This window comes from Pseudomonas sp. MPDS, from assembly GCF_013283895.1.
GTDB lineage: Bacteria > Pseudomonadota > Gammaproteobacteria > Pseudomonadales > Pseudomonadaceae > Aquipseudomonas > Aquipseudomonas rhizophila.
Window position 1 is genome coordinate 527,292 of the sequence record NZ_CP054128.1, and the last position, 14,339, is coordinate 541,630.

The window sequence follows — 14,339 nt, forward strand, 5'->3', positions numbered from 1 at the left end:
ACTGCATGAAAAAGGTTCTGTTATTCACCGCGTTGGCAGCAGCCCTGACCTCGGGTCTGGCCCAGGCGGCGGAGAAACTCGTCGTGGCGGCCACCCCGGTGCCCCACGCTGAAATCCTTGAGCTGATCAAGCCGGCCCTGGCCAAAGAAGGCGTGGACCTGCAAATCAAGGTGTTCACCGACTACGTTCAACCCAACGTACAGGTTGATCAGAAGCGCCTGGACGCCAACTACTTCCAGACCCTGCCGTATCTCAAGAGCTTCAACGAAGGCAAAGGCACCGATCTGGTGACCGTGATCGGCGTGCATGTGGAACCGTTCGGTGGTTACTCGAAGAAAGTCAAAAGCCTGGCCGAACTCAAGGACGGCGCGACCATCGCCATCCCCAACGAAGGCAGCAACAGTGGTCGTGCCCTGATCCTGTTGCAGAAGGCGGGCCTGATCGAGCTCAAGGACCCGAAAAACGCCCTGGCCACGCCCAAGGACATCGCCAAGAACCCGAAAAACTTTCAGTTCAAGGAGCTGGAATCGGCCATGCTGCCGCGTGTGCTGGATCAGGTCGACCTGGACATGATCAACACCAACTACGCCCTGGAAGCGGGTCTTAACCCGGCCAAGGATGCGCTGGTGATCGAAGGTTCGGATTCGCCCTACGTGAACTTCCTGGTGGCCCGCCCGGACAACAAGGACAGCCCGGCCATGCAGAAACTGGCCAAGGCCCTGACCAGCCCGGAAGTGAAGGCATTTATCGAGAAGAAATACAGCGGCGCGGTACTGCCGGCGTTCTGATCGAACAGCAAGGATTTTAAGTTTCAACGCCGACGGCTTTGCCAGCGTCGGCGTTTTTTTTGTGCCGACGCTCAGAACCCGTCTTGATCGATGTAGCTATGCAGGCGGTTTTTTCAATGCGCGGCGCAGGGCCACGAGCAGTTTGACGATGTCGCGTGGGTCGAGGTGTTGCGGGGCTTTCACGTCAGCCATTGTGATCTTCCTTGTGATGGGGGCCAGGCAGTCTGGCCATAAGCTGCGGTTCCTTGGAGAGGTCCGTCGAGAAATAGACCCGTCCTACAGCCAGTGGAAAAATAGCCTTCTTACTTGGCCCCTGCAAATACCGTCGATCAATCCGGCCAGCTCCAGGCCGGCGCATCCAGTATTCCCTGGCCGACGATCCCGGTCTGGCCCAGATCTTTCTCCAGCACGATGCAATTGCAGTCGTTGTCCTGCTGCAAGGCGGTGATCAAGCGCCGGGCATGGGAGACCACCCAGACCTGACAGTGCGCTGAAGCGCGGATGATCAACCGCGCCAGGGCCGGCAACAGGTCCGGGTGCAGGCTGGTTTCCGGTTCGTTGAGCACCATCAGCGAGGGTGGGCGCGGGGTGAGCAGTGCGGCTATCAGCAGCAGATAGCGCAGGGTCCCGTCGGAAAGTTCGGCAGCCGACAGCGGGCGCAGCAAGCCATGCTGATGAAACTCGATGCCGAAACGCCCGCCTTGCAGTTTCTCGATATGCAGCCGGGCACCGGGGAATGCGTCGCTGATGGACGAGTGCAGGGCTTGATCGTCGCCGATCTCAAGAATGGTTTGCAGGGCAGCGGCCAGGTCACGCCCGTCGTGGTGCAGCACCGGCGTGCGGGTGCCCAGTTGCGGCTGGCGCGCCGGGGCGTCGGCGTCGCTGCGAAAGTGGTCATAGAAGCGCCAGCGACGAATGAACTCGCGCATCTGCAGCACCTCCGGTGAGGTGCGCAGGCTGCCGACCTGGTCGAACAAACTGTCAAAGGTGGGCGTGTACTGAGCCAGGACGTCCCAGGTGCGACCGTCCCGGGCACGGATCATGGGCCCGTTGCGATCCACCAGCAGGCTGGCGGGACGAAACACCGGGCCGGCCCAGATGCATTCGCGCTTGATTTCAGGGTCCAGCGAAAACGCGGACAAACTCGGTTCCGGCAGGCCGAGGGAAATCGAATAGCTGAAATCTTCCCCGGCAAAACCCAGGCGCAGACGTTTCGTGCTGAGCCGCACCGTAGCTCCGATGGGCACCTCGCCGTTGCGCATACGCCGGCTGATCACTTCCGGCCCGGCCCAGAAGGTCGAGTCCAGCCCGCCTTCGCGGGCCAGGGCGTTGACCACGCCACCCTGGGCGGTCTCCGCCAACAGGCGCAGGGCACGATACAGATTGGATTTGCCACTGCCGTTGGGGCCGGTGATCAGGTTCAGCCGGCCCAGGGGGATCACCAGTTTGTTGATCGAGCGGTAGTTGGCCACCGCCAGTGTCTTGAGCATGTGCAAATTTTTCCCGCTGCCGCAAAGGCACTAGTCTGCCTGATGGGTGTATCCATTGTGATCCTGTGGCAGGTGTTGAACCCTGTTCTAAGCTCACAGTCGTATCGTCACTGGTACGTCCGTACAACGCAAAGGAGTCTGCATGGCTGGTCCTCGAAGTAAAGTTCTGGTTGGCCTTGGCTTGTGTGTGGTGTTGGCCGGATGCGGTGATGAAAAAACCGAGGAAAAGGCCCTGCCGAGGGTTTTCGTGCAACAGGCCGTGCCCACCGAATATGCCGCCTCGGTGACCCTCACCGGTGACGTCCAGGCTCGGGTGCAGACCGATCTGTCGTTCCGCGTGGCCGGCAAGATCGTCGAGCGCAAGGTGGATGTCGGTGATCGGGTTTCGGCCCGACAGGTGCTCGCCCGGCTCGACCCCCAGGATCTGCAGACTCGTGTCGACTCCGCCCAGGCTCAGGTGGCTGCCGAACAGGCGCGGGTCAAGCAGAGTGCGGCGGCGTTCGTGCGCCAGCAAAAACTCTTGCCCAAGGGTTATACCAGCCAGAGCGAATATGACACGGCCCAGGCGCAACTGCGCAGCAGCCAGAGTGCGCTGACCGCTGCCCAGGCCCAGTTGGCCAACGCCCGCGAACAACTGAGCTATACCGCGCTGATCGCCGAGGCTCCGGGCATCATCACGGCACGGCAGGCGGAGGTCGGCCAGGTGGTGCAGGCCACGGAACCGATCTTCAGCCTGGCCCAGGACGGAGAGCGCGACGCCGTGTTCAATATCTACGAGTCACTGTTGCGCGAACCGCCCTCGGATCCCGCCATCGTCATCAGCCTGCTGGACAACCCGGCCATCAAGACCACCGGTACGGTGCGCGAGATCACCCCGGCGGTTTCCGCTGAAACCGGCACCGTGCAGGTCAAGGTGACGCTCAGTGAGTTACCCGAAGGCATGCGCCTGGGTTCGGTGGTCAGTGCCACCGCCAAGTCTGCCGGCAAGACCGCCGTGGAACTGCCCTGGTCGGCGCTGACCAAGAACCTTCACGATCCGGCGGTGTGGCTGGTGGACGATGCAGGCAAGGCGCAGTTGCACAATGTCATCGTCGGCCGGTATCTCACCGGAAAGGTCATCATCAGCGACGGGCTCAAGGGGGGTGAGACAGTGGTCACCGCGGGTGGGCAATTGCTGCATCCCGGCGTGCGCGTAGAGATCGCTGAAAATACCCATGAGAAATCCCCGACGGGAGTCCAGCCATGAAGCGTTTATGGATGGTCTCGACTGGCCTGTTGCTGGCGGCGTGCTCGAAGGAAGAGCCGCCACCTGAGCCGGTGCGCCCGGTGTTGTCCATCGAGGTTCGCGCGCTCGACCAGCAAGCCCTTGGGCGCTTCGCGGGCAGCATCCAGGCCCGTTACGAGACCAATGTGGGGTTCCGCGTGCCGGGACGGATCGCCAGCCGCAACGTCGATGTCGGCGCCGAAGTGAAGAAGGGTGATTTGCTCGCTACCCTCGACCCCACCGATCAACAGAACCAGTTGCGCGCCGCCCAGGGCGACCTGGCGCGGATCGAGGCGCAGTACATCAATGCCCAGGCTAATGCCCGTCGCCAGCAGCAGTTGTTCGACCGTGGTGTCGGCGCGCAGGCGCAACTGGACATTGCCCAGACCGATCTGAAAACCACCGCGGCTTCCCTGGAACAGGCCCGTGCATCGGTGGAGCAGGCTCGCGACCAACTCAACTACAGCCAGTTGCACACCGACCACGATGCCGTCGTCACGGCCTGGAATGCCGAGGCCGGGCAGGTGGTCACTGCCGGCCAGCAAGTGGTGACCCTGGCGCGCCCGGACATCAAGGAAGCGGTGATCGACCTGCCGGCCGGCCTGGCTGAGCGCCTGCCCGCCGATGTCGTGTTCGAGGTTGCCGGGGAACTGGACCCGAGCATCCGCACGACCGCCACCGTGCGCGAGATCGAACCCCAGGCCCAAAGCGCCACCCGCACGCGCCGCGCACGGCTGACCCTGGGCGATACACCGCCAGGCTTTCGCCTGGGCACGGCCATCAGCGTGACCCTGAGCTCAACCATCGAGCCGCGCATCGAGCTGCCGCTCAGTGCCTTGCAAGAGGTTGATGGCACAACGCGGATCTGGCTTGTCGATCCGCAGAGTCAGACCGTTTCCCCCCGAGAGGTGAGGATTCTCAGCCGCTCCACCGACTCGGTGCTGGTGGCCAATGGCATCAAGCCCGGCGACCGTGTGGTCAGCGCCGGTGTGAACAGCCTCCAGCCGGGGCAGAAAGTGAAACTCGACGAGGACGTACGATGAAAGGGCCTTTCAACTTATCCGAATGGGCCCTGCGGCATCAGTCGTTTGTTTGGTACTTAATGTTCGTCGCCCTGTTGATGGGGGTGTTTTCCTACATGAACCTGGGGCGCGAAGAAGACCCCTCGTTCACCATCAAGACCATGGTCATCCAGACTCGTTGGCCTGGCGCGACCCAGGAGGAAACCCTCAAGCAGGTCACCGACCGCATCGAGAAAAAACTCGAAGAGCTCGACTCTCTCGACTATGTCAAAAGCTATACCCGACCAGGGGAGTCGACGGTGTTCGTGTACCTGCGCGATACCACCGACGCCGAGGAAATCCCCGGGATCTGGTATCAGGTTCGCAAGAAGATCGACGACATCCGTGGTGACTTCCCCCAGGGCCTGCAGGGCCCGGGATTCAACGACGAATTCGGCGATGTGTACGGGTCGGTCTATGCCTTCACCGGCGACGGGCTTTCGATGCGTCAGTTGCGCGATTATGTGGAGCAAGTGCGCGCCGAAATCCGTGAGGTACCGGGCCTGGGCAAGGTCGAGATGGTGGGCGAGCAGGATGAAGTCCTGTACCTGAATTTTTCGACCCGCAAGCTCGCCGCGCTGGGTATTGATCAGCGCCAGGTGGTGCAGAGCCTGCAATCCCAGAACGCTGTGACTCCCGCCGGGGTGATCGACGCCGGGCCGGAGCGGATTTCCGTACGCACTTCCGGGCAGTTCCAGTCGGAAAAGGACCTGGCCAACGTCAATCTGCGGCTCAATGATCGTTTTTATCGCCTGGCCGACATCGCTGACATCAGTCGCGGTTATGTCGACCCCGCGACCCCAATGTTTCGCTTCAATGGCACGCCGGCCATTGGCCTGGCCATTGCGATGAAGAAGGGCGGCAACATCCAGGAATTCGGCAAGGCACTGCACGCGCGCATGAACGAACTGACCGCCGATCTGCCAGTGGGCGTCGACGTGCATACCGTGTCGGACCAGGCCGAAGTGGTGGAGGAAGCGGTCGGCGGTTTCACCAGCGCGTTGTTCGAGGCGGTGATTATCGTGCTGGTGGTCAGCTTTATCAGCCTTGGCTTACGGGCCGGGCTGGTGGTGGCCTGCTCGATTCCGCTGGTATTGGCGATGGTCTTTGTGTTCATGGAATACAGCGGCATCACCATGCAGCGGATTTCCCTCGGTGCGCTGATCATCGCCCTCGGTCTGCTGGTGGACGACGCGATGATCACCGTGGAAATGATGGTCACGCGCCTGGAGAAAGGTGAAACCAAGGAGCAGGCCGCGACCTTCGCCTACACCTCAACGGCCTTCCCGATGCTCACCGGGACCCTGGTGACCGTGGCCGGGTTCGTGCCCATCGGCCTGAACGCCAGCTCCGCCGGCGAGTACACCTTTACCCTGTTTGCAGTCATTGCCGTGGCGATGCTGGTGTCGTGGATCGTCGCGGTGTTGTTCGCCCCGGTGATCGGCGTGCACATCCTCAGTACCAATGTGAAACCCCACAGCAACGAGCCAGGACGGATCGGCCGGGCTTTCAACGGCGGCTTGCTGTGGGCGATGCGCAATCGCTGGTGGGCCATTGGCATCACCGTGCTGCTGTTTGCGTTGTCGGTGTTTTGCATGCGTTTTGTGCAGAACCAGTTCTTCCCGTCTTCGGACCGCCCGGAAATTCTGGTGGACTTGAACCTGCCGCAGAACGCTTCGATGGACGAGACCCGCAAGGCGGTCGATCGCCTGGAGGCGACGCTCAAGGGCGACCCGGACATCGAGCGCTGGAGCACCTACATCGGTGAGGGCGCGATTCGTTTCTACCTGCCGCTGGACCAGCAGTTGCAGAATCCGTACTACGCGCAACTGGTGATCGTCAGCAAAGGCCTGGAATCGCGCACGGCCCTCACCGAACGCCTGCAAAAGCGTCTGCGCGAGGACTTCGTCGGCATTGGCAGCTACGTGCAGGCCCTGGAAATGGGCCCGCCGGTGGGGCGGCCGATCCAGTACCGGGTCAGCGGCAAGGACATCGACCAGGTGCGCAAGCACGCCATCGAACTTGCCAGCGAACTGGACAAGAACACCCACATTGGCGAAATCATTTATGACTGGAACGAGCCGGGCAAGGTGCTGCGTATCGACATTGCCCAAGACCGGGCGCGGCAACTGGGCTTGTCTTCGGAGGACGTGGCCAGGCTGATGAACAGTATCGTCAGCGGTTCGCCGGTGACCCAGGTCAATGACGACATATACCTGATCAACGTGGTTGGTCGTGCCGAAGACGCCGAGCGCGGTTCGCCGCAGACCCTGCAGAACTTGCAGATCGTCACGCCGAGCGGCACCTCCATCCCGCTGCTGGCGTTCGCCACAGTGCGCTATGAACTGGAACAACCCCTGGTGTGGCGTCGCGACCGCAAGCCCACCATTACCATCAAGGCCGCGGTGCGCGATGAAATCCAGCCCACCGATCTGGTGAAGCAACTGCAACCGGCCATCGATCAATTCGCTGCCGGTCTGCCGGCGGGCTACAAGGTCGCCACCGGGGGGACGGTGGAAGAAAGCAGCAAAGCCCAAGGGCCGATCGCCAGCGTCGTGCCGCTGATGCTGTTTTTGATGGCGACCTTCCTGATGATCCAGCTGCACAGTGTGCAGAAGATGTTCCTGGTGGCCAGCGTCGCGCCCCTTGGGTTGATCGGCGTGGTGCTGGCGCTGGTGCCGACGGGCACGCCCATGGGTTTTGTGGCGATCCTCGGGATACTGGCACTGATCGGCATCATCATCCGCAACTCGGTGATCCTGGTGACCCAGATCGATGAGTATGAACGTGACGGGTACGAGCCCTGGGATGCGGTGGTGCAAGCCACCGAACATCGGCGTCGGCCGATTCTGCTCACCGCGGCCGCCGCGAGCCTGGGGATGATCCCGATTGCCCGGGAAGTGTTCTGGGGGCCGATGGCCTACGCGATGATCGGCGGGATCATCATCGCCACCCTGCTGACGTTGTTGTTCCTGCCGGCGCTGTATGTGGCCTGGTACAAGATTCGCGAGCCCAAGCGCGACTGAACAGGCGGTGAATCATTGGGGCTGCGGTGCAGCCCCATCGCGAGCAGGCTCGCTCCCACAGTAGATCTCAGCGGTCACACGTGGTGTACAACCGAGATCCAATGTGGGAGCGAGCCTGCTCGCGATGCGGGTGCCTCATCACCTCTATTTACGCAACAACCGCAACCCATTGAACACCACCAGCAAACTCACCCCCATGTCGGCAAACACCGCCATCCACATGGTGGCAAACCCGGCAAAGGTGAATCCCAGAAAGATCGCCTTGATGACCAGCGCCAAAGCGATGTTCTGTTTCAGGATGCTCGAAGTCTGCCGCGACAGGCGGATGAACGCCGGGATCTTGCGCAAGTCATCGTCCATCAGGGCGACATCGGCGGTCTCAATGGCGGTGTCGGTGCCCGCCGCCGCCATGGCGAAGCCGATCTCCGAGCGCGCCAGGGCAGGGGCGTCGTTGATGCCGTCGCCCACCATGCCGACCCGGTGACCCAAGGCATACAGATCCTCGATGGCTTGCAGTTTGTCGCCTGGCAACAGATCGCCTCGCGCCTGATCCATGCCCACCTGTGCGGCAATCGCTTCGGCGGTATGGGCGTTGTCGCCGGTGAGCATCAGGGTCTTGATACCCAGCTCATGCAGTTGCTGGATAGCTTCGCGGCTGGAGTCCTTCACCGTGTCGGCGACGGCAAACAGCGCCAAGGGGCCTGAGTGGTCGAGCAACAGCACCACGGACTTGCCTTGTTTTTCCAGGGCGAAGAGCTTCTCTTCCAGCTCGGCAGAGCACAGGCCCAGGTCTTCCACCAGACGGTGATTGCCCAAATGATAGGTCTGGCCGTTGATATCGCCGCGCACCCCGCGTCCCGGCAGCGCTGCAAAGTTATCCACAGCGTGCGGCGCCTGCTGTTTATCCACAGCTGCGTTGGCGATTGCGTGGGAGACCGGATGGTCGGAACGGGCGGCAAGACTGGCGGCCAAAGCGGGTGCCGTCGCTTCCACTGTCGGGTCGAGTGGAACGTAGTCGGTCTGCACCGGCTTGCCATGGGTGATCGTGCCGGTCTTGTCCAGGGCCAGATAGTCGAGCTTGTGGCCGCCCTCCAGATACACGCCGCCCTTGATCAGAATGCCTTTGCGCGCCGCTGCGGCGAGGCCGCTGACAATAGTCACCGGGGTGGAAATCACCAGCGCACACGGGCAGGCCACGACCAGTAACACCAGCGCCCGGTAGATCCAGTCGAACCAGGTTGCCCCCATGAACAGCGGCGGGATCACTGCCACGGCCAACGCCAGGGCGAACACCGCCGGGGTGTAGATTTTCGAGAACTGATCGACGAAGCGTTGGGTCGGGGCGCGGGAGCCCTGGGCCTGTTCCACGGCGTGGATGATTCGCGCCAGGGTGGAGTGGTCGGCTGCGGCGGTCACGGTGTACTCCAGTTCACCGGCCTGGTTGATGGTGCCGGCGAAAACCTTGTCGCCCACGGTTTTTTCCACCGGCAGGCTCTCGCCGGTAATGGGCGCCTGATCGATGGTGGAGCGACCGGCGACGACGTCCCCGTCCAGACCCACCCGTTCGCCTGGGCGAACCCGCACCCGTGCGCCGAGGTTGATGGCCTTGACCGCTTGCACCTGCCAGGTGCCATCGGCCTGTTGCACGGTGGCCTGTTCCGGGGCCATCTGCATCAGGCCGCTGATGGCGTTGCGCGCCCGGTCCAGGGACTTGGCCTCGATCAATTCAGCCACCGTGAACAGGAACATCACCATCGCCGCTTCCGGCCATTGGCCGATCAGCACCGCACCGGTCACCGCGATGCTCATCAGTGCGTTGATGTTCAGGTTGCGGTTTTTCAGAGCGATCCAGCCCTTCTTGTAGGTACCGAGACCGCCGCTGAGGATCGACACCAACGCCATTAGCGCGACCACCCACTCCGGCGCGGCGCTGGTGAAGTGGATCACCTCGGCACCCAGTGCGGTGACACCCGACAGCGCCAGCGGCCACCAGGGCTTGGCCGGGGCGGGCAATTCGCTGGTTTCTTTTTCCTGGCCCGGGGCCAACGGCTCGGCCTGCATGCCCAGGGACTGGATCGCATCAATGATCGGCGAGTCGTTGGGCAAGTCGTGAGTCACGCCCAGCACGCGATTGATCAGGTTGAATTCCAGTTGTTGCACGCCTTCAAGTTTGCCGAGCTTGTTCTGGATCAGCGTCTGTTCGGTGGGGCAGTCCATGGCCTGGATGCGAAAACTGCTCAGCCGAGCGCCGTCCGTCGGCGCCTTGCCGAGGTTGACCACCGACGGTGCCGCTTTGGCTGAGCAGCAGGAATGCCCGTGGTCATGGCCGTGGTCGGGCTTGTGGGTATGAATGGAATCGCTCATCGGGTTACGTCCGTGAAAAGTGCCTGTTGCACAGTAAAGACCCTGTAGCCACTATAGGGTCAAGCACCTGTTTTGGAGGTAACGCCATGAAGATCGGCGAACTGGCAAAAATCACCGACTGCCAGGTCGAAACCATTCGCTACTACGAGCGCGAAGGCTTGCTGCCGGAGCCGGCCCGCAGTGATGGTAATTATCGGGTCTACACCCAGGCTCATGCCGAGCGGCTGACGTTCATCCGCAACTGCCGCACCCTGGACATGACCCTGGAAGAAATCCGCAGCCTCCTGGCCCTGCGCGACAGCCCTCAGGATCAGTGCGAAAACGTCAACGCGCTGATCGACGAACACATCCACCACGTCAAGGCGCGCATCGACGGTCTGCTGGCCTTGCAGACACAACTGATCGACCTGCGCCATCGTTGTGGCGAAGGGCCGGACCCGGATCAATGCGGGATTTTGCAGCGCCTGGAAGTGAGTGGCGCGGTGGCGCCGGAGGTGGAGCATTCACATGTGGGCAGGAGTCATGGGCATTGAGCCGATCTTGAACATATGAAGATCCAATGTGGGAGCGAGCCTGCTCGCGATAGCGCAGTGTCAGTCACATGGATTTCGCATGTGAAGACGCTATCGCGAGCAGGCTCGCTCCCACAGGGGGAGAGGTGGTGTGGCTTAGACCGCCATCGGCGCCGTCATCGGCGCGTGGTGCTGGTAGCCCTCGAGGGAGAAGTCGCTCGGCTCTACTAGCTCCAGCCACTCAGGCTGGTACACACCGGTCTTGGCGAACTCCGGCACGCGCTCGGAAATCACCAGTTTGGGCATCGGGAACGGCTCGCGCTTGAGCTGCTCGTTGAGCATGTCCAGGTGGTTTTCGTAGACGTGGGCGTCGCCGATGAAATAGGTGAACCAGCGTGGCGTGTAGCCGGTCAGGCGACCGATCAGGCTCAGCAGCGCGGCGCCTTCGGTGAGGTTGAACGGTGTGCCCAGGCCCAGGTCGTTGGAACGGATGTAGAGGGTCAGGGAGATTTCCTTGGTCTCGACATTCGGGTGGAACTGGTAGAGCAAATGGCAGGGCGGCAGGGCCATTTCATCGAGCTGGGCGCAGTTCCAGCCGTGGAACAGGATCCGTCGGCTGCCCGGGTCCTTGATGATGGTGTCGACGCACTGGCGCACCTGATCGATGGCTTTGTACAGCACCACGTAGGCCTGACCGTTTTCTTCGCCCTCGGCGATTTGTCGGTAGCCCTGGGCCAGGGTTTGCTCGATGGCGGCCGGGTTGCTCAACGGGATCTGCTTGTAGGCTGGCCACTTGCGCCATTGCACACCATAGATCTCACCCAGGTCATCTTCGCCCTGGCGAAACGGGTTGGCCAGCCATTGGGCGTTTTCGTTGGCGTTCTGATCCCAGACCTTGCAGCCCAGGGCACGGAATTCGGCGGCGTTGTTGACCCCACGGAGGAAACCGCACATCTCACCGATGGCTGACTTGAAGGCCATTTTGCGCGTGGTGATGGCCGGGAATCCGTCCTTCAGGTCATAGCGCAACGTGGCGCCGGGAAAGCTGATGGTGTTTACACCCGTGCGGTTGGCTTGCTTGGTGCCGTTCTTGATGACGTGGGCCACCAGATCGAGATATTGCTTCATGGGTTACCTGTGTCCTTGAACCCGGGGCCAGCGCCCCGGGGTTCGAATTTAAATCTTGGCCGCCGCAGCCGGCGCACGATGATAGGCCAGCCAGATCAGCGCCAGGCCACCAATGATCATTGGCAGGCACAGCAACTGGCCCATGGTCAGCCAGTTCCACGCCAGATAGCCGAGTTGGGCGTCTGGTACGCGGACGAATTCAACGATGAAACGGAAGATCCCGTAGAACAGCGCGAACATGCCCGACACGGCCATGGTCGGCCGTGGCTTGCGCGAGAACAGCCACAGGATGGCAAACAGTGCCACGCCTTCGAGCGCGAACTGGTACAGCTGCGAAGGATGACGGGGCAGCTGCGCCGGGTCGCTGAACGGCGGGAAGACCATCGCCCATGGCACGTCGGTGGCCTTGCCCCACAATTCGGCGTTGATGAAGTTGCCGATGCGCCCGGCCCCCAGGCCAATCGGCACCATTGGCGCGACGAAGTCCATCAGCTCGAAAAACGACTTGTTGTTGCGTTTACCGAACCACAGCGCTGCCAGCATCACGCCGATGAACCCGCCGTGGAACGACATGCCGCCCTTCCAGACTTCGAAGATCAGCGTCGGATTGGCCAGGTACGCGCTCAGGTCGTAGAACAAGACGTAACCCAGGCGTCCGCCAACGATCACGCCCATGGATAGCCAGAACACCAGGTCCGAGAGCTTTTCCTTGTTCCAGGTTGGATCGAAGCGGTTGAGCCGGCGCGACGCCAGCAGCCAGGCGCCGCCGATGCCGATCAGGTACATCAGGCCGTACCAGTGGATTTTCAGCGGGCCGATGGCCAGGGCCACCGGATCGATCTGCGGGTAAGGCAGCATTGATATTCCTCGTAAACGTCAAAAATATCCGGGCGACGCTGCCACCTCGGGATTAAGCCAGGATTGCGTCAGAGCAGAAAACTCAAGCCCACGCTGAACAGCAAAGCGGCGAACAGCCGTTTGAGCAAGCGCGGTGACAGGCGATGGGCCAGTCGCGCGCCGAAGCGGGCGAAGACCATGCTCGTCAGGGCAATGCCCAGTAGCGCCGGCAAATAAACAAAACCGAGACTATGAGCCGGCAGCCGCGGCTCTTGCCAGCCCAGAATCATGAAACTTAATGCACTGACCAGGGCAATCGGCAAACCGCAGGCCGATGACGTCGCCACCGCCTGTTGCATCGGCACGCTGCGCCAGGTCAGGAACGGCACGGTCAGCGAGCCGCCGCCGATGCCGAAAATCGCCGAGGCCCAGCCGATCACCGTCCCCGCCACCGTCAACCCGACCTTGCCCGGAACTGTGCGGCTGGCCTTGGGCCTCAAGTCCAGGCCCAGTTGTACGGCGACAATCAGGGCGAACACGCCGATGATTTTTTGCAGGTTCGGACCGGAAATCGCTTCGGCAGTGACGGCTCCGAAACCGGCACCGATCAGGATTCCAACGGTCATCCAGGCAAAAATCGGCCAGCGCACCGCGCCTTTGCGCTGATGCTCGCGCACGGCATTGACCGAAGTGAAGATGATCGATGCCAGGGACGTGCCGACCGCCAGGTGCGTCAACACCAGTGGGTCGAAGCCCTGCAAGGTAAAACTGAATACCAGCACCGGGACGATGATGATCCCGCCACCCACGCCGAACAGTCCGGCCAGCACGCCGGCACAGGCGCCGAGCAGCAGATAGAGCACAAATTCCACCAGCGTCCCTCGCCCATCCTAGAAACAAGAGCGGCATGGTAACGGATCCATGGCCTTGGGCTCCACTCAAGGCGATGGATGCCGGGGCGATGTCTGGGTAGAGTGAAACCCACAACAGCTGTGCTCGGCTTTATTTTTAATGGGACTATCTGATGTGCCTGATCGTATTTGCCTGGCGCCCCGGCCACGCCCGGCCGCTGATCGTGGCGGCCAACCGCGATGAGTTCTACGCGCGCCCGACCTTGCCCCTGGGGCAATGGCCTGACGCCCCTGATGTCCATGCCGGCCGCGATCTGGAAGCCGGGGGGACCTGGCTTGGCGTCGGCGCCGATGGCCGCTTCGCTGCCCTGACCAACATTCGCGACCCGGCCCAGCCGCCCGGCTTCAAGTCCCGTGGTGAACTGGTGGCGCGATTTTTGAGCGGAAATCTTTCAATTGCCGATTATTTGAGCGAAGTGGTGCCCCGTGCCGGTGAGTACGGCGGGTTCAACTTGCTGTTGGGCGATGGCACCGAACTGTGGCACCACAATGCCCGCGATGCCCGGCCACAGCGACTGGCCGAGGGTGTCTACGGTTTGTCGAACGCCGGGCTGAACACGCCATGGCCCAAGCTGCTCAAGGCCCGGGCGGCGCTGGTCGAGGTACTGGACGACCCGCAGCCCCAGGCCTTGTTGGCGCTGCTGAACGACCCGCAGCCGGCCCCGGTAGCCGAACTGCCGAACACCGGCGTAGGGCTGGCGACCGAGACACTGTTGTCGAGTGTGTTCATCGCCAGCCCTGCTTACGGGACGCGAGCGAGTACGGCGCTGATTGTCCATGCCGATGGGACGCGGCATCTGGTCGAGCGCAGTTATGGGCCGCTTGGGGGGCATTTGGGGGAGGTGGAGTTTAAGGTTTGATTTTGTGCTGTCATTTCTGGCCCCATCGCGAGCAGGCTCGCTCCCACAGTAGATCTTCAGTGAACACAAACGTTGTGAACAACCGAGATCCCCTGTGG

General features: G+C 62.1%; 11 protein-coding genes. 6 read left to right on the forward strand and 5 right to left on the reverse strand.

Annotation, left to right across the window (positions count from 1 at the left end; all coding sequences use genetic code 11):
* The first annotated feature begins 5 nt into the window (after window positions 1-5).
* Complete coding sequence (locus tag HQ912_RS02215; RefSeq protein ID WP_047226803.1) at window positions 6-788, forward strand: MetQ/NlpA family ABC transporter substrate-binding protein; 783 nt, start codon at window positions 6-8, stop codon at window positions 786-788.
* A 329-nt stretch (window positions 789-1,117) separates the two neighbouring features.
* On the opposite strand, the gene HQ912_RS02220 is transcribed toward HQ912_RS02215, so the two are convergent.
* Window positions 1,118-2,278 (reverse strand): AAA family ATPase, encoded by a 1,161-nt coding sequence (locus HQ912_RS02220; RefSeq protein ID WP_047226804.1) that lies wholly within the window; start codon window positions 2,276-2,278, stop codon window positions 1,118-1,120.
* 142 nt (window positions 2,279-2,420) lie between these two features.
* Here HQ912_RS02220 and HQ912_RS02225 point away from each other — a divergent pair, with 142 nt between their 5' ends.
* From HQ912_RS02225 to HQ912_RS02235, 3 genes are read left to right on the forward strand one after another with little or no spacing between them, the layout of a single operon-like run.
* Entirely contained in the window at window positions 2,421-3,524 is a 1,104-nt protein-coding gene (locus tag HQ912_RS02225; RefSeq protein WP_173406414.1) for an efflux RND transporter periplasmic adaptor subunit, read from the forward strand.
* On the forward strand, window positions 3,521-4,585 hold the full coding sequence (locus HQ912_RS02230) for an efflux RND transporter periplasmic adaptor subunit (RefSeq protein WP_173406415.1): 1,065 nt from the start codon (window positions 3,521-3,523) through the stop codon (window positions 4,583-4,585). The genes HQ912_RS02225 and HQ912_RS02230 overlap by 4 nt, the downstream gene beginning before the upstream one ends.
* On the forward strand, window positions 4,582-7,629 hold the full coding sequence (locus HQ912_RS02235; RefSeq protein WP_047226807.1) for an efflux RND transporter permease subunit: 3,048 nt from the start codon (window positions 4,582-4,584) through the stop codon (window positions 7,627-7,629). The genes HQ912_RS02230 and HQ912_RS02235 overlap by 4 nt, the downstream gene beginning before the upstream one ends.
* A 144-nt stretch (window positions 7,630-7,773) precedes the next feature.
* Here HQ912_RS02235 and HQ912_RS02240 read toward each other — a convergent pair whose 3' ends face one another.
* On the reverse strand, window positions 7,774-9,993 hold the full coding sequence (locus tag HQ912_RS02240) for a heavy metal translocating P-type ATPase (RefSeq protein WP_173406416.1): 2,220 nt from the start codon (window positions 9,991-9,993) through the stop codon (window positions 7,774-7,776).
* Between the two features lie 86 nt (window positions 9,994-10,079).
* On the opposite strand from HQ912_RS02240, the gene cadR reads away from it, so the two are divergent.
* Window positions 10,080-10,526, forward strand: a complete 447-nt coding sequence (cadR, locus tag HQ912_RS02245; protein ID WP_173406417.1) for a Cd(II)/Pb(II)-responsive transcriptional regulator — start codon at window positions 10,080-10,082, stop codon at window positions 10,524-10,526.
* A 135-nt stretch (window positions 10,527-10,661) separates the two neighbouring features.
* On the opposite strand, the gene HQ912_RS02250 is transcribed toward cadR, so the two are convergent.
* The 3 genes from HQ912_RS02250 to HQ912_RS02260 form a co-directional block, all read right to left on the reverse strand.
* A complete protein-coding gene (locus HQ912_RS02250; RefSeq protein ID WP_173406418.1) occupies window positions 10,662-11,633 on the reverse strand; it encodes a thymidylate synthase in 972 nt (323 codons plus the stop codon).
* 48 nt (window positions 11,634-11,681) lie between these two features.
* A complete protein-coding gene (gene lgt, locus HQ912_RS02255; protein WP_076383259.1) occupies window positions 11,682-12,491 on the reverse strand; it encodes a prolipoprotein diacylglyceryl transferase in 810 nt (269 codons plus the stop codon).
* Between the two features lie 68 nt (window positions 12,492-12,559).
* A complete protein-coding gene (locus HQ912_RS02260) occupies window positions 12,560-13,342 on the reverse strand; it encodes a sulfite exporter TauE/SafE family protein (protein WP_047226812.1) in 783 nt (260 codons plus the stop codon).
* A 152-nt stretch (window positions 13,343-13,494) separates the two neighbouring features.
* On the opposite strand from HQ912_RS02260, the gene HQ912_RS02265 reads away from it, so the two are divergent.
* The gene (locus tag HQ912_RS02265; protein ID WP_160894066.1) at window positions 13,495-14,241 is read left to right on the forward strand and encodes an NRDE family protein; all 747 of its coding nucleotides are present in this window, start codon (window positions 13,495-13,497) and stop codon (window positions 14,239-14,241) included.
* Window positions 14,242-14,339: the final 98 nt, after the last annotated feature.